General features: G+C 34.4%; 12 protein-coding genes. 10 read left to right on the plus strand and 2 right to left on the minus strand.

The features are described 5' to 3' along the window. Positions 1-2: 2 nt before the first annotated feature. Both ACLHDE_RS01775 and ACLHDE_RS01780 read right to left on the minus strand, forming a co-directional pair. Positions 3-2,186 carry a PAS domain-containing protein gene (locus tag ACLHDE_RS01775; RefSeq protein WP_415397446.1) on the minus strand — a complete coding sequence of 728 codons (2,184 nt, stop codon included), beginning with the start codon at positions 2,184-2,186 and terminating at the stop codon, positions 3-5. Positions 2,187-2,259: 73 nt separating this feature from the next. Further along, positions 2,260-3,042: a histidinol-phosphatase gene (locus tag ACLHDE_RS01780; protein WP_415397447.1), complete on the minus strand. Its 783-nt coding sequence runs from the start codon at positions 3,040-3,042 to the stop codon at positions 2,260-2,262. A 78-nt stretch (positions 3,043-3,120) separates the two neighbouring features. Between ACLHDE_RS01780 and ACLHDE_RS01785 the strand changes: the two genes are divergently transcribed. From ACLHDE_RS01785 to ACLHDE_RS01830, 10 genes are all read left to right on the plus strand, one after another. Then, positions 3,121-3,813 carry a chemotaxis protein gene (locus tag ACLHDE_RS01785; protein WP_415397448.1) on the plus strand — a complete coding sequence of 231 codons (693 nt, stop codon included), beginning with the start codon at positions 3,121-3,123 and terminating at the stop codon, positions 3,811-3,813. After that, positions 3,813-5,105 carry a peptidase U32 family protein gene (locus ACLHDE_RS01790; protein WP_415397449.1) on the plus strand — a complete coding sequence of 431 codons (1,293 nt, stop codon included), beginning with the start codon at positions 3,813-3,815 and terminating at the stop codon, positions 5,103-5,105. The genes ACLHDE_RS01785 and ACLHDE_RS01790 overlap by 1 nt, the downstream gene beginning before the upstream one ends. Positions 5,106-5,148: 43 nt before the next feature. After that, a complete protein-coding gene (gene purE / locus ACLHDE_RS01795) occupies positions 5,149-5,646 on the plus strand; it encodes a 5-(carboxyamino)imidazole ribonucleotide mutase (RefSeq protein WP_415397450.1) in 498 nt (165 codons plus the stop codon). Between the two features lie 152 nt (positions 5,647-5,798). Continuing rightward, on the plus strand, positions 5,799-6,272 hold the full coding sequence (locus ACLHDE_RS01800) for a DUF3972 domain-containing protein (protein ID WP_415397451.1): 474 nt from the start codon (positions 5,799-5,801) through the stop codon (positions 6,270-6,272). 9 nt (positions 6,273-6,281) lie between these two features. After that, positions 6,282-7,139 carry a damage-control phosphatase ARMT1 family protein gene (locus ACLHDE_RS01805; protein ID WP_415397452.1) on the plus strand — a complete coding sequence of 286 codons (858 nt, stop codon included), beginning with the start codon at positions 6,282-6,284 and terminating at the stop codon, positions 7,137-7,139. Between the two features lie 59 nt (positions 7,140-7,198). Then, the gene (traF, locus tag ACLHDE_RS01810; protein WP_415397453.1) at positions 7,199-8,482 is read left to right on the plus strand and encodes a conjugal transfer protein TraF; all 1,284 of its coding nucleotides are present in this window, start codon (positions 7,199-7,201) and stop codon (positions 8,480-8,482) included. A 61-nt stretch (positions 8,483-8,543) separates the two neighbouring features. Then, entirely contained in the window at positions 8,544-9,428 is an 885-nt protein-coding gene (glyQ, locus tag ACLHDE_RS01815; protein ID WP_415397454.1) for a glycine--tRNA ligase subunit alpha, read from the plus strand. A 2-nt stretch (positions 9,429-9,430) separates the two neighbouring features. Further along, the gene (locus ACLHDE_RS01820; protein ID WP_415397455.1) at positions 9,431-11,680 is read left to right on the plus strand and encodes an AAA family ATPase; all 2,250 of its coding nucleotides are present in this window, start codon (positions 9,431-9,433) and stop codon (positions 11,678-11,680) included. A 61-nt stretch (positions 11,681-11,741) separates the two neighbouring features. Further along, positions 11,742-15,293, plus strand: coding sequence for a bacteriohemerythrin (locus ACLHDE_RS01825; protein ID WP_415397456.1), 3,552 nt, complete (start codon positions 11,742-11,744; stop codon positions 15,291-15,293). Then, positions 15,294-16,166 carry a TIGR01777 family oxidoreductase gene (locus ACLHDE_RS01830; protein WP_415397457.1) on the plus strand — a complete coding sequence of 291 codons (873 nt, stop codon included), beginning with the start codon at positions 15,294-15,296 and terminating at the stop codon, positions 16,164-16,166. It abuts the gene before it with no gap. The last annotated feature ends 9 nt before the right edge of the window (positions 16,167-16,175 follow it).

Here is a 16,175-nt window from a genome sequence, read left to right on the forward strand (position 1 = left end):
AGTTAATCTTTATGTTTTTCTCGTATCTCTAAAAACTTATCTTTATTATTTAAGAAGAGTTCAATTAGCTTAGGATCAAAGTGTTTGCCCTTTTCCTTTTCTAGTAGGATATAGATATCTTCCAAATCCCATGCTTTTTTATAGCATCTATCACTTCCAAGTGCATCAAAGACATCAGCTACTGCTGTAATACGTCCGTAAATATGAATGTCTTCTCCTTCTAATCCTCTTGGGTATCCTGTACCATCCCACTTTTCATGGTGCTCATAAGAGACAACTGCTGCTGCTTGTAAAACTTCTCTATTTGAGTTTTTTAATATGTTATAGCCTAGTTTAGAGTGAGTTTTCATAATGGTAAATTCATCTTCAGTAAGCTTTCCTGGTTTTGAAAGTATATTATCTGGTATACCGACTTTTCCAATATCATGCATTGGAGATGCTGAAAAAAGTATATCGGTCTGCTCTTTATTTAGTCCATATAAATTTGCAAGCACCTTGGAATATTTAGCAACTCTCTTAACATGGTTACCTGTCTCTTTACTTCTTGTTTCACCAATCTCACCCATTTTATAAATTATATCTCTTTGTGTCTCTTCAATCTCTGCATGTAGATTAAACATATCAGTCAGGTCATTACTGATTGACATATACTCTATAATTTTTCCATTTTCATCTATAATAGGTACTATTGTGGACTCTATCCAATATGTTTGGTTGTTTTTATTTTTATTTCTTAATACACCTTTCCATATTTTTCCAGCCTGAATAGTTTCCCACATATTTTTAAAAACTTCTTTAGGATTTTCTTTATGTCTTATAAGAGTAAAACCTTTTTCTAATAGTTCATTCTCACTAAAACCTGTTATCTCAATAAATTTGTCATTAACATGTAGTAGTTTCCCTTTTAAATCAGTTCTTATAAGAATAGTACTTTCGTTTATCGCTCTTTCGTACTCTTTGGCCAGATTTAGGGCAGAACTAAATTGTTTATTTGATAAATGCATTTGTTCTTCAAAATACTGTTTTATCTCTTCTTGCTGTGTAATATCAGTTCTGATTCCAATATACTCTATTACATTTTCATTTTGGTCTAAAATTGGATTTATCACGGATTGAACGTAGTACGCTTTTCCATCCTTGCTGATATTTTTAATGTTTCCAGTCCAATACTTTTTTTCTTCTTTAATGGTTTCCCAGAGCTCTTTATATAATGATTGAGGATTATCAGGATGACGGACAATGTTATGAGGTTTACCTACAAGTTCATCCAAGGTATAGCCACTAACTCTGCAAAATTCGTCGTTTGCATATGTAATTATTCCTGCAGCATCTGTTTTTGAAACAATAAAGCTTCTATCAACAGTACTTTTGTATTGTTCTAAAAGATTTTTATTTTTATTAGATTCTATAGAATATTCTAAAAATATTTGTTTATATTTTTTTCCAAAAAATACTGCAATTAGAAAAGAAATTGTGCCTAAAAGTATAAAAAGTATAATTGTGTTAAGTAGTTCTCTTTTAAATATATCATTGAACTGTTGAAGATCTTTTTTTGTAATTGCCTCAAGCTGATCAAGATATGTGCCTGTTCCAATAATCCACTTTAAACTAGGTAAATAAACTAAATAAGATAATTTATCAACCTCTTTATTATCACCATTTTCTTTTATGTATGAGTATCTTACTACAGCTTCACCACTATTTCTTATTTGCTCTAGGTAGTCTTTTCTATAAAATCTGCCTTTTGAGTCTTGTTTATCATCAGAAATATAGTTACCATTTACTTCTGAAGAGATAGGAAAAAGAATTTTTTTGGCAAAATTTTTCCCACCATTTAGGTTTTCAATCTCCATAACAAAGATATAATCACTGTCTTTATCTCCTAATTTTACTGCTTTAAGAGACTCTAAAATATTTTTTTTCACTAAGGATATATCAACTGAGTTTTGCTTGCCTTCTTTTATTGATTTTTCGATGAAGCTAATAGCAACTCTTAAAGTATTTTTATTTAGTTTATTATGGTATTGAAGGTGATTTTTCTTATCAAACTCTATTTGTGAAACAATATCACTTTTTCCGTTAATGTAAAAAGATACAAATACAACAAAAAGTGTGAGAAAAATTATTAATACCGAGCTAATTCGATTATACTTTAATATTGTAAGTTCTGTTTTTTTTAAATTCAACAAAGCACCTTAAACTATTGATAATAGTATTCTAAAGAGTAATATTTTTATTATTATAGCAGGTTAGTCCTACTTAAGCGAAATTTATCATCTCTCTTTTTCTTTTTCTAAAAATGGCACACTCAGTATAGCCTGCATCTTTTGCCATCTTAGTTATCTCATTATTAAACATAGAAACTTGTTCAGGCTTGTGTGCATCTGAGCTAAAGGTAATTGGAATATCAAGCTCAAAAGCTTCTTTTAACAGTGAAAAAGATGGATAAGCCTCTGCCACAGGTTTTCTATATCCTGCTACATTTAACTCTAAAACCATATCCGCTTTTTTGATAGCTTTTAGAGCATTTTTTGCTATCAAATTTATATCTTTTTTTGGCATATATTTAAAGACCTTTATAAGATCAAGGTGCCCAACAATATCAAAGTGTCCGCTATTGGCCATATCTTCTATGGCGTTAAAGTATTTTTGCCAGATTTCATCGATGTCTTCATTCTTATAATGACCTATAAATTCTGGATTGTCAAAGCCCCACTCATCTATGAAGTGAACAGAGCCAATAAGGTAGTCAACATCTGCATTTAAAACTCTTTTGTCCATATGACCTGCAAGAAAATCAACCTCATAAGCGAGTAGTATTTCTATCTGGTCTTTGTACTTTTCTTTTGCATCTAAAACTGCTCTTTCATACTCTTGCATCTGAGTAAATTTCATGCGATATTTTGTATCAAAATCCATAGGTGCATGGTCTGAAAATCCAAAATATTTTGTACCAGATTCTATTGCTTTTTCAACATACTCAAATATTTCTCCCTCCGCATGATTACAAAGTGGAGTATGGTTGTGTAAATCGACTATCATTTTGCTACCTCTAAAATAAAACTTATAGGTTTTTATGCTATTATAGTGACAATAAATAAATTTGGCTAGGGAATTAAAATGACTCAAGAAGAACTAGATGCTATGATGAATGGGGAAATCGAAGATATTGATGGATTTGAAGAAGTGAACTTAGAAGAAATTGAAGAAGAACCTGCATCTTCAGATGATTTAGAAGAAACAGCTCTTCCTCTCGGCTATAGTGATGATACTTCGCACCATTGGCCTCTACCTGCTACAGATGAAAATAAAATGGTACATCAGTTAGATGATGTAACAAAAGAGGGTGAAGAAAAAGCTAGTGAGATTTTTGACATTATTGAGGCTATTAGTAATGATTTGATGGAAAAAGAATCAAACGCTCAAAATGCTTTGGAGGTAATAACTTCAAATGTTGAACTCTTTAGCAAGCTTAGTGAAAAGTTTCCTGATGTTGAGGCTTTTAAGACCCAGTTAGAAAAAAATGAAGCAGCACAAGAAGATATGAATCAAACTTTAGAAGCACTACAAAATAGTGGTGATTCTATTATGAGCGTTATGGATATTATGCAATATCAAGATATTCATCGTCAAAAAATAGAGAGAGTTATAAATGTAATGCGTGCACTCTCTAAATACATGAGTACTCTTTTTGAAGGTAAGATAGAAGATGAAAAAAGAGTATCATCTGCTCAACATATCGCTGGTGATACACACAATGATTTAGCATCTACAGATGATATTGAAGCCTTATTAGCACAGTTTGGAAACTAATGCGCAAAGTAGAACTACTATCTCCGGCAGGGACTTTAGAGAAATTAAAAATTGCACTTGATTTTGGAGCAGACGCTGTTTATGGCGGAGTAAGTCATTTTTCTCTTCGAATCCGCTCAGGTAAAGAGTTTAGTATGGAGGAGTTTAAAGAGGGTATAGACTACGCTCATGCTCGTGGTAAAAAGGTTTATGCAACTATAAACGGTTTTCCATTTAACTCTCAACTCTCACTTTTAAAAAAACATATTTTAGCGATGGCAGAGCTGAAGCCAGATGCTTTTATCGTTGCTACTCCAGGTGTTTTAAAATTAGCTCACGAGTTAGCTCCACAGATTCCTCTGCATCTATCAACCCAAGCAAATGTTATGAATGTTTTAGATGCAAAAGTTTTTTATGACATGGGAGCTGTGAGAATAATAACTGCACGTGAAATTTCACTAAAAGATCTTATAGCTATAAAAACAGAACTTCCGGATTTAGAGTTGGAAGTATTTGTACATGGTTCTATGTGTTTTGCATATAGTGGAAGATGTCTTATCTCTACACTTCAAAGTGGACGTGTGCCGAATCGTGGAAGTTGCGCGAATGATTGCAGGTTTCCTTATGAAATGTATGCTGCAAATCCTGAAACTGGAACGCTCTTTAGGCTTGAAGAAGATGAGGGTGTTGGAACTTACATTATGAATGCAAAAGATCTAAACCTTGCTTCACATATAAAAGAGATACTTGATAGTGGTGTGGTTGACTCTGTAAAAATAGAGGGTCGCACAAAAACATCCTATTACGCTGCTACAACTGCTAAAGCTTACAGAATGGCTATTGACGACTACTATGGTGATGATGTGAATCCTGATAGGTATCAGTATGAGTTACAATCTTTGCAAAATCGTGGATATACAGATGCTTATCTAGTTTCTCGTCCTTTTGAAAAGCATGATACACAAAGCCTGGACTTTACAATGCAGTTAGGAACTCATCAGGTGACGGGACAGGTCAATGAAGATGGAACTCACTTTTTATGTAAGTATAAAACTTTGCCCAATGATGAGCTTGAAGTCGTTGCTCCACTTGGAAGCAAGATAGAGATAGTAGATAATGAGATTGGTACAACTTATGAACGCGATGGTAAAATATTTTTAAAATTAAAACAGTTAAAAGCTCAAAATGGAAAAAATTGGGAAGAGGTTCATAGTGGAAATGTAAATCCTATAACCCTGCCTACAAAATTTCCATCATACACATTTTTTAGAATTCCAGCACATCCTGATATGGGAACATATCCAAAGAAATAAAAATTAATGTATAATTCCACAAATAATATATATAAGGAAAAAAATGAAATTTGTTTCAATAGTAATGGGCTCTAAAAGTGATTATGAGGTAATGAAATCTTGTTCAGACACATTTGAGGCTTTTGGCGTTAATTATGAGATGATTATCTCTTCTGCACACCGTTCACCAGAGAGAACTGCAACATATATTAAAGATGCTGAAGCAAAAGGCGCTCAAGTTTTTATTGCTGCTGCAGGTATGGCTGCTCATTTAGCCGGCGTTTTGTCTTCTAAAACTGTTAAACCTATCATTGGTGTACCTATGAGTGCTTCTGCCCTTTCTGGAATTGATGCACTTCTTTCAACTGTTCAGATGCCGGCTGGAATGCCAGTTGCTACTGTTGCTATAGGAAAAGCTGGAGCTATTAACTCTGCTTACTTAGCTATGCAGATATTAGCACTTGACAACGAAGAGTTATCTATAAAATTAAAAGAGGATCGTATTGCTAAAGCTAAAAAGGTTGAGATGGACTCTTTAGAAATAGAGACTATAATCAGCTAGATACAATAAATTCTAAACGACACAAATGTGTCGTGGGCTTCCCGCCGAGGGAAACTAAGCATTAGCGTAGATAAAAGGACTTGTTCTCTTATCATTTATAGGCAAAATGCAAAGATTCCCTTGAATTTATGAAATAAATTAAAGGAATAGCTATGAAGTGGATGAGTGATGAAGAGTATATGGAGCTTACAGGCTTAGATATAAATGCGATTGACGATTTATGCGATCGAGGAAAACTGACTGTAAAAGTAGAAGATGGAGTAAGAATGATTGACCCGTCTAAAGGTTCACACGAAGTAGTTCCAGCTCAACTCAAAGAACTATCTGCTCATAACACTAAAGAGATGCTGGTGCAACCTGAGTTTGTTGAAAAAACAATCGGTACTATCATCAACCTTCATGAAAAAGTCCTAGATGCCAAAGATGAGACAATAGTCTCTATAAAAAATGAAAATGAGTTTTTAAGAGAAGCTTTAGGATCTCTTCAAGAACTATATGACGAAGACAGAAAAACAATCCACACACTTCAAGAACAACTAAAACTTTCTCAACAAGAGGTTGAGTTTATGAGAAGAAAGTACAAACTTATGTGGAATAAAGCTATCGATGACCACACTACTAACTAAATATACTTTATGACAATAGATGAAGCTTGTGTTACTTGTATAATAAACCAAAGTGTTAAAGTTGCAGATGCAATTCATGCGTCTGAAACTCTAAAAAACGAGATTACTTCTACTGTCAAAGAGATGAGTTTAGATTTCTCATTTGATGATAATCCCCCAGAAATCGCCTCTTATGTTTATGAAAAAATGGCAGAGATTGCCAACAAAACAGACCTTTATGATGAGGTTAAAGCACTCTCAAGCAAAAAAGCACTCTCTTTTGTACCTCTTTTAAAAGAAAAGCTCCTATCTACAGATAACAAACTTTTAACGGCTACAAAGATTGCAGTAGCAGGAAATGTAATAGATCTTGCTGCCGCTGTAGAGTTTGATTTAGCAGAGGAACTCTTAAAAGTATTTGATACTGAGTTTGCACATAATGATTTTGATTTGTTGCAGGAGAAATTATTAACTGCGAAAACTGTTTTACTTATAGGAGATAACGTAGGTGAGCATATTTTTGACTATCTGTTTATTGAGACTCTACAAGAGTTATTCCCAGATGTAAAATACTCATATATGGTTAGAGGAAATCCAATCATAAATGATGTAACTATGAAAGAAGCAAAAGAGGCTGGGTTTGATGAGCTTTGTGAACTTGTTGACAGTGGTGTTAATACTCCGGGCTTTGTATATGGTCGCGCAAATTCTTACTCAAAGAAGCTTTTCGATAGTGTAGATTTGGTTATATCCAAGGGTATGGGAAATTATGAGTGTCTGAGTCCGTCTCATCGTAAAGATATCTGTTTTTTACTCAAAGTAAAATGTGATGTAGTCGCAAACTCCTTAAACAAAACAGTTGGAGATATTGTCTGTAAAATGGTTTAATACTCCTCTAATCTAATAGACAATATACTTTATGTTAATTTTTTATACGAGGAATCAATATGAAAACAAAACTATCTTTGGCTGTTGCGGCAGTTCTTTGTGTTACTTCTGTTAGTGCGATGCAGTTTCAAACATTAGGCTACAAGTCTGTAGCAATGGGTGGGGCAGGAGTTGCTAGTTCGGCAGGATCTACCGCTACATACAACAACCCAGCACTTTTAGCTAAAACGCCTTATGATGTTGAGATATCACTTGGTGCTGGTGCCTCTGTATATGACCATGGCGCAGGTGCCTCTTTCAAGGCTTTAGATGATAGTGGATTTATTGACACTGTAAATAAAATTAGTAATGATACAGCTTCATTAACTACAGCGGACCAAACAAATCTAGTTAGTGGAAAAAACATTGTTTTAGCTATGAATGGAAATGCTATTGAAATTTCTCCTCAAGGATATTTTTCAGTACAAGTTGAAAATTTTGGTATAGGGGTATTTGCTTCATCAGATATTGTTGGTACAGCTGTTGTTGACCAAGCACATAATAAATTGATATTTGAAAATAGTGCATCACCTGGAACATATTATGAGTTAAATGATGATGGAACACAAGCTGTAAGTAATGCTACTGCATACACATCAACTTCCATAGAATATGCAGTTAATAATGGTTTAACATATGTACAAGCAACAGGCGTTGTTCTTGCTGAAGTTCCTATTGCTTATGGTCACAAGTTTGAACTAAGTGCTGGAAACCTGATGCTAGGTGGTGCAGCAAAATATATGCAAGCTACAACTTACTCAGAAAAATTACAAATTGATAATTCTGGAAGTTTGAATAGTAGTGAAAAAAAAGATAAGACAACTTCAAATTTTGGTATTGATATTGGTATAGCTTACGAACCATATTTTTCTAATGATTTAACACTAGCAATAGTTGGTAAAAATCTAAATTCTCCTGATTTTGAATTTGCAGATGGAAGTACTTATAGTGTTGAGCCAATGGTTAGAGTTGGGGTTGCTTATAATATATTTGAATCATTAGAATTTGCAGCAGATATGGACTTAACACAAAACAAGACATTTGTCTCAGGGGTAGATAGCCAAATGGTTGGTGGAGGTCTTAATTGGCATCCTGCTTCATGGTTTGCTCTACGTGGTGGAGCTATGCAAAATCTTGATAATGATGATAAGGCGGGTTTAATTTACACAGCAGGTGTAGGTTTTGGTCCTAAGTGGTTTCAACTAGACTTATCTGCTCAACTTTCACCTGAAACTACAAGTGTAAATGGTACAGATTTTCCACAATATGCTAAGGTGAATTTAGCATTAATTTCTCGTTGGTAGCTTTTATCATTAAACAAGTAAGCTAAAGTTATAATTACGGAATTTTTTAAAGAGGAAAGTAATGATAACTTTTAGCTCCATGTTACTAAAACTACAAGAATTTTGGATGAAAGAGGGCTGTAATATAGTTCAGCCCTACGATATCCCAGCAGGGGCTGGAACATTTCACCCCGCTACTTTTTTACGCTCACTAGATTCACAGCCTTGGGCAGTTGCTTATGTGGCTCCTTCACGTCGTCCGACGGACGGAAGGTATGGAGAAAATCCTAACAGACTTGGAAGCTACTATCAGTTTCAAGCACTTATAAAACCATCTCCGGATAATATTCAAGAGCTTTACCTAAAATCATTAGAATACCTTGGTCTTGATGTGTCTAAACACGATATCCGTTTTGTAGAAGATAACTGGGAGTCTCCAACGCTTGGTGCTTGGGGTCTTGGTTGGGAAGTTTGGTTAAACGGTATGGAAGTGACACAATTTACTTACTTTCAACAAGTTGGAGGAATCGAGTGTAACCCTGTAGCTGTTGAGATTACTTACGGAACAGAGAGACTTGCGATGTATCTTCAAGGTGTTGATAATATTTTTGATATTGTTTGGAATATTGATAAAGATGGAAATAAAACATTATATAAAGATATACATAAAGAGAGTGAAATTCAGTTCTCAAAATACAACTTTGAAGTAGCGGATACAGAGATGCTATTTGCAGATTTTGATGCAAAAGCTAAAGAGTGCCTAAGAGTGCTAGATGTCGGACTTCCTCTTCCCGCTTATGATTTATGTATGCTGGCATCTAATACGTTTAACATTCTGGATGCAAGAAAAGCCATCTCTCAAACAGAGAGAGCAAACTATATACTTAAAATCCGTGAACTCTCACGTGGTTGTGCAGAGCTTTATAAGGCTCAAGAAGCTGACAGAATTGAGAGAGTAAAGGCGTAACTTTGAGTACAACTCTCATCGGTCAAATAGACCGTATTCTATTTGAAGATGAGGGTTTTTTCATAGCAGTTTTGAAAACTGGTGAGAAAATAAGCGGCACTTATTTAGAGAGTGAAGTCTCGCATATAAAAAGTTCTGCTATAACTCTAAGTGGTTATTGGGAAGAACATAAAAAGTACGGAAAAACTTTTAAGTTTGACTCCATCAAAGTAAATCAAAATCAACTCTTTTTCTTTCTAAATAAAATCGTAAAAGGTTTTACAAAAAAACTCTCTGCTGAACTTATTGAGCACTTCGGAAGTGAAAAACTCATAGATATTTTAGATAACGACATACAAAGACTTCTTGAGTTTAAGGGTATTAAAGAGAAACGTTTAAAAAAGATTCAAACTTCATGGAAGAAGTTTCGCTCCATGAGAAAACTCGGTGAATTTTTAAGTCCCTTTGATGTCTCTCAGGCACTCTTAACTACCATTGCAACTGCTATGAAAGATGTTGATGAGCCATGTACTAAGATAAAAGAGAACCCTTATATTCTTACTTCCATAAACTCAATAGGTTTTAAAAGAGCTGATGAGCTGGCTCTTAAAATGGGGGTAACTGCTGAAGATGAAAATCGTATAAGTTCTGCAATGGATTATGTACTTATGAACTATTGCGAACAACAGGGAAACAGCTGTGTTGCAAAGGAGTTACTCTTTTCAGGACTAAATGAACTTCTAAGCTTCAACGCTAAAAACCATCTTTATGAAGCAGCACTTATTGAGAGAGTTAGTGAGCAAAGTATAGTTATTATGAAAAATGACAGAGTCTCTCCAGCTAGACTTTATGACTCAGAAAAATATCTGTATGACACTTTTACCACAAGGGCTAAAAAAGATAGCGGTGGCTTTGTTAAAGACTTAGATGAGTTCTTGGAAACTAAAGAGCTTAAACTAGGTGAGCAGCAAAAAGAAGCTGTACAAAAGATAAACGAAGGTGCTACTCTACTCTTTTTAGTCGGTTACGCGGGAACAGGTAAGAGTACTACTTCAAAAACCATACTTGAGCTTCTAAACACTAGATATGAAGAAAAAGAGATTATGACTTGTGCCTTAAGTGGCATCGCATCTCAGCGCATAGCAGATACTACGGGTTATGAGAGTGCAACTATACAGTCGCTTTTAGTGAAGTATGAAGATAGAGACAACTTTCCCTTTGGAGTTGTTTTGATAGATGAAGCTTCTATGATTAACTCCTCTTTATTTGCAAGACTTATGGCAAAAGTTCATAGAGATGCTATTGTTATCGTAGTTGGAGATGATGCACAGCTTCCTCCAATTGGTGCGGGAAATGTTTTGAGTGATGTATTGACTTTGGAGTTAGCACCGATTGTTAAACTTACAAAGATTTACAGACAGAGTGAAGACCAAGCCATAACTCTTATAGCTAATGATATTCGTAAAGGTATAGTTCCTGCGTACAAAGAGACTTATGAAGATTTTGAGTTTATAGATATCAGCATCCAGAACTATTACGCCATAAAAAATCAGCTCTCAACACAGGAGCAACAAGAACTTCGAGAGGGCAATGCTCAAGCGATAGTTACAGAGATAGTTCACAAGGTTGTTGAGTCTGTTGAGAAAGCCAGATACAGACTGAAGAACAAGCAGATAAAAGAGTATCTAAATTACTTTCAAGTCATCACTCCGATGAAGGGTGGAACTTTAGGTTCAAACAATCTCAATATAGTTTTACAAGAGTACTTCAATCCAAATCCTAAAAAGTGTGTCAAAAAAGGCGGCAGTGAATTTAGGCTGATGGATAAGGTCGTGCACACCAAAAACGAGAACATGACTTCGTGGAGTGCGGATGGTTTTAAGATGGGTGAGGACTCAAACCAGAGACGAATATTTAACGGTATGAGCGGGCTGCTTTTTAAGATAGAAGAGGATGATGAACAAGTGTTCGTATTCTACCCGAATGAAGACGTAGTAGTAGTTTACGAGTATGAAGAGATAAAGTCGCATCTAATGCTCTCATACGCTCTTACCATTCATAAAGTCCAAGGTATGGAGTATGATATAGTAGTTATTCCCATGACTTTCTCACACTTTATTATGCACAACACAAAGTTAATCTACACAGCTATTACAAGAGCAAAACATAAATGTATTCTCATAGGTGAGAGCGGTGCTTTTGAGAGTGCTTGTAAAAAGTTTGAAGTTACAAGAAGAGATACAGTGTTACTAGAGTTAAATGCCCTAAACTAAGTTTTTATTTATTTTTGTTAGATATCATAGTGTATATATCTTTAATGTTAAAAGTGAACATATGAAATCAATTGATATTTTTCCTTGGAATGACCATTTCAATTTAGGTCTCAAAACGGTAGATGAGCAGCATCGTAAGCTAGTTGAAATACTAAATCGTTTAGCAACATATACAGCATATAAGTCAAAAAAACAAAATTTAAATACAGTTTTTGATGAACTTATAGACTATACACGTTATCATTTTAAAGAAGAAGAAGCAATTTGGAACAAATACCTTCCTTATAATTCACTTACTCATGAGCATCAAAAAACACATAAAAATTTTTTAGAAACTGTACTGCGTTTTAAAGCTGAACAACATAAAAAATCTGTTGCTGATTTAGCAGATAAAGCTTTGAGTTTTTTATCTAAATGGCTTGCCTCTCATATACTAGATACTGATCGTCACATGGCGTACATTATTATTGCTTTACAAAACGGAGATACTCTTGAAGATGCAAAGGTAGTTGCAAAAGATAAAATGAGTGGTTCTAGCAGTATATTGATTGATATTATTTTATCGACTTACAATGCACTCTCTAGTAACACCTTAAACTTAATGCGTGAGTTAAAAACACATAGAGTTTATGAGAGTAAAATGAGTTATCAAGAAGAGTATAGAAAGCTTCTTTTAAATCTCTCAACTTCGTTTATTAACCTTCCATTAGATCAGCTCGATTTTGCAATAGAAGAATCACTTGCTAAAATGTCTACTTTTGTAGATGCCGATCGTTCTTATATTTTTAATTATGATATACAAGCTAAGACAGTAAGCAATACTTATGAGTGGTGTTCGGATGGAATAACTCCACAAATAAAGAAACTCAAAAATATTCCAATAAAGAACATATCAGGATGGTTCGCTGCGCATAGCAAGGGTCAAAATGTGTTAGTTCAAGATGTTTTAGAACTGCCAGAGAGTGCTTTGCGTAATCTCTTGGTTTCTCAATCTATACAAAGCTTAGTTGCAATTCCTATAATGCAAGATGATATTTGTAAAGGTTTTGTGGGCTTTGATAGCGTAAAAAATAAACACTATTTTAGTGAAAATGAAATAGAACTTCTAAATCTTTTTAGTAAACTTCTCTCTAATATTGATGATAGAAAAAGAACCGAAGCAGAACTCTCGCACGAGAAAAGTTTTCTCAAAACTCTTATACAAACTATTCCAGATTTGATTTGGTTAAAAAATCCAGATGGTATTTACTTAGCCTGTAATACCCGTTTTGAAGATTTTTTTGGTGCTAAAGAAAAAGAGATAGTTGGAAAAAGTGATTATGATTTTGTAGATAAAGAGCTTGCTGATTTTTTTCGTTTTTATGATAAAAAGGCTATTAATAGTAAAAAAATTTCCGTTAATGAAAAAGAAGTTTCTTTTGCAAGTGATGGACACACTGAGATGCTTCAAACTACCAAAGTACCCATGTATGATGCTCAAAATAAACTTTTGGGTATCTTAGGCATAGCACGCGATATTACTCAACAGCAAGAATTATACAAGAAACTTAAGTTTGAGAGAGATTATTTTGAGACTTATCTTGATACGGTAGAGGCTATGATTATCTCATTAGATACTAATGGAAAAATTCTTTTAGTAAATCGTAAAGCGTGTGAACTGCTAGGATATACACAGGATGAGCTTATAGGTGAAAATTGGTTTGAGAAATGTTTATTACAGGCAGAAAGAAAGAATAAAGTTTATCCCGTTTTTCTTAAAATTTTAAAGAACAATACAGAAGGTACAGAATACTTTGAAAACAGTGTTAAAACAAAGTCAGGGGAACATAAGCTAATAGCTTGGCATAACTCTTACATTTGTGATGATAATGGCAAAATTATCAGTACGCTTAGTGCAGGAGAAGATATTACAGAGCGTCAAAAGCAACAGCGTCATTTAGAATATATTGCACATTATGATGCTCTGACAGGATTGCCAAATCGTGTTTTACTCTCAGATCGTATTCAACAAGCCTTGGCACAGACACATAGACACAATCTATCTATTGCAGTTGTTTACTTAGACCTTGATGGCTTTAAATTTATAAATGACACATATGGACATGATTATGGAGATAAGTTTTTAGCTAGTATGGCTAAAAATATGAAAGCAACTCTTCGTGATGGAGACACAATAGCGCGTTTGGGCGGAGATGAATTTGTAGCAGTTTTACTTGATTTAAAATCTCATGAGGAGAGTCTTGCAACTATTAAAAGATTGCTACATGCATGTTCTCGTGAAATATTAATCGATGGTACACAGATGCAAGTAACTGCAAGTTTAGGGGTTACTTTTTTTGACAATGGTGATGATTTAGATGCTGATCAGTTACTGCGTCAATCTGATCAAGCAATGTATCAAGCAAAGCTTTTAGGAAAAAATCGTTACTACTTATTTGACGCACAAAAAGATAAAAAAACTAGAACATATCATGAGAGTTTAGATGAAATAAAAAAAGCACTCTTAAATGATGAGTTTACTCTTTACTATCAGCCAAAAGTAAATATGAAAACGGCTCAAGTTTTGGGGGTTGAAGCTTTGATTAGATGGGAACATCCAAAACATGGCTTACTTCTTCCTAGTTCATTTTTACCAGTTATAGAGGGTCATACTTTATCTGTTGAGTTTGGAAGCTGGGTGTTAAAAAGTGCATTAAAGCAGATATCACAGTGGAAAGAAAAAGGCTTAGATATAGCAGTTAGTATAAATGTAGATGCTATGCAGTTGCAAGATATTCACTTTGTAGAAAAATTAAAAATTCTGCTACAGAAAAATCCAGATGTAAATCCAAAGAACGTAATGCTTGAGATACTTGAAACCAGCGCTTTAGAGGACATTGTTCATGTATCTCAAGTTATGCAAGAGTGTAAAAATATTGGAGTTTCTTTTTCGCTTGATGATTTTGGAACAGGTTACTCGTCTTTGACATATCTTAAACGTCTTCCAGCAAAAGAGCTTAAAATAGATAAAAGTTTTGTGCGTGGTATGTTAGAAGATGTAGATGATTTAGCAATCTTAGATGGGGTTCTTGGACTAGTAAAAGCATTTAGACGCGAAGTTATTGCTGAGGGAGTTGAGAGTATAGAACATGGAAAGATGCTGCTTAAACTTGGATGTGAAAATGCTCAAGGATATATTATAGCTCGTCCAATGCCCGCAGAAAATATTATAAATTGGGTTAAACAATATAAACCAAATAAGGAGTGGACAGAAGTTGTTGCAATCTCTATTGATGAAATGCCTCTTTTGTACGCTCTTGTAGAGCATAAAGCATGGAGAAATGATATTTTTTCGTACCTTAAAGATATGCGTAAAACACTACCTATACTAAGTTACAAAGAGTGTCGTCTGGGAGAGTGGATATATGAAGAAGGTAAAAAGGAGTATGGAAAACATCCTGCATTTGAAAAACTTGAAAAACTACATCACACACTGCATGATGTAGCAAGTGTTATTATAGAGAAATATGAAAACAATACTTTAGATGATTTACAAGAGTCCATAGAAGAAATAGATAAGTTAAGTAAAAATATGATAAAAATTTTTCAAAAAATTGAAAAGAAGGAGGCTTAAATGTCTAGTGGATATAGGTTGAAGATAGTGATTTGTGGAAAAAGTGGACTTGTTGGCTCAAAACTACAAGAGATGTTCGAATCTTCAAAAAATGATGTAACTGGTGTCAAAATCAGAGAAAATACAACAATAGAAGAAATAAAAAAAGAGATAAATAAGTGTGATGTCTTGATAAATCTAAGCGGTGCAACTATCTTAGCTAGATGGAGTACGGCTTATAAAAAAACACTCTATAACTCAAGAATAGATACAACAAGAAAACTTGTAGATGCCATAGCACAATGCAGTGAAAAACCCAAACTTTTCATATCAGCATCTGCGGTTGGTATCTATGACTCTGAAGCTAAACATGATGACTACTCAACTGAATATGCGAATGATTATCTCTCACATATCTGTAAAGACTGGGAAGCGGAAGCTAGGAGAGCAGAGGAGCATGGTGTCAGAACTGTTCAGGCTAGATTTGGAGTTATCTTTGCCAAAGAAGGTGGAGCGATGCAAAAGATGCTTCCACCGTTTAAAATGGGAGTAGGGGGAAAAATGGGTGAAGGACATCAGATAATTTCTTGGATTCATATAGATGACTTGGTTCGCGCTTTTGAGTTTATAGTAAAAACACCTGAGTTAAAAGGTCCTATCAATTTCACAACTTCTCATACTCTCTCAAACATAGAACAAACCAAAATACTAGGACGAGTTTTGCATCGTCCAACTTTTTTTGCTGTTCCTGAGTTTGCTATAAAACTCCTCTTTGGAGAAGGATCAACTGTGATTCTTGACTCAAAAGATGTTTACCCTAAAAAGCTTTTAGATAGTGGTTTCGAGTTTAGGTTTGAGAGATTCGAAGATGCTCTTTGTGATATAATTCGTTAAGGTGTTAAC

Source organism: Sulfurimonas iocasae, from assembly GCF_047716755.1.
Classification (GTDB): domain Bacteria; phylum Campylobacterota; class Campylobacteria; order Campylobacterales; family Sulfurimonadaceae; genus Sulfurimonas.

Coding starts and splice junctions, on each gene's coding strand:
- ACLHDE_RS01780 (WP_415397447.1), bottom strand. CDS start 3,042: ATGATAGTCGATTTACACAACCATACTCCACTTTGTAATCATGCGGAG.
- ACLHDE_RS01785 (WP_415397448.1), top strand. CDS start 3,121: ATGACTCAAGAAGAACTAGATGCTATGATGAATGGGGAAATCGAAGAT.
- ACLHDE_RS01790 (WP_415397449.1), top strand. CDS start 3,813: ATGCGCAAAGTAGAACTACTATCTCCGGCAGGGACTTTAGAGAAATTA.
- purE (WP_415397450.1), top strand. CDS start 5,149: ATGAAATTTGTTTCAATAGTAATGGGCTCTAAAAGTGATTATGAGGTA.
- ACLHDE_RS01800 (WP_415397451.1), top strand. CDS start 5,799: ATGAAGTGGATGAGTGATGAAGAGTATATGGAGCTTACAGGCTTAGAT.
- ACLHDE_RS01805 (WP_415397452.1), top strand. CDS start 6,282: ATGACAATAGATGAAGCTTGTGTTACTTGTATAATAAACCAAAGTGTT.
- traF (WP_415397453.1), top strand. CDS start 7,199: ATGAAAACAAAACTATCTTTGGCTGTTGCGGCAGTTCTTTGTGTTACT.
- glyQ (WP_415397454.1), top strand. CDS start 8,544: ATGATAACTTTTAGCTCCATGTTACTAAAACTACAAGAATTTTGGATG.
- ACLHDE_RS01825 (WP_415397456.1), top strand. CDS start 11,742: ATGAAATCAATTGATATTTTTCCTTGGAATGACCATTTCAATTTAGGT.
- ACLHDE_RS01830 (WP_415397457.1), top strand. CDS start 15,294: ATGTCTAGTGGATATAGGTTGAAGATAGTGATTTGTGGAAAAAGTGGA.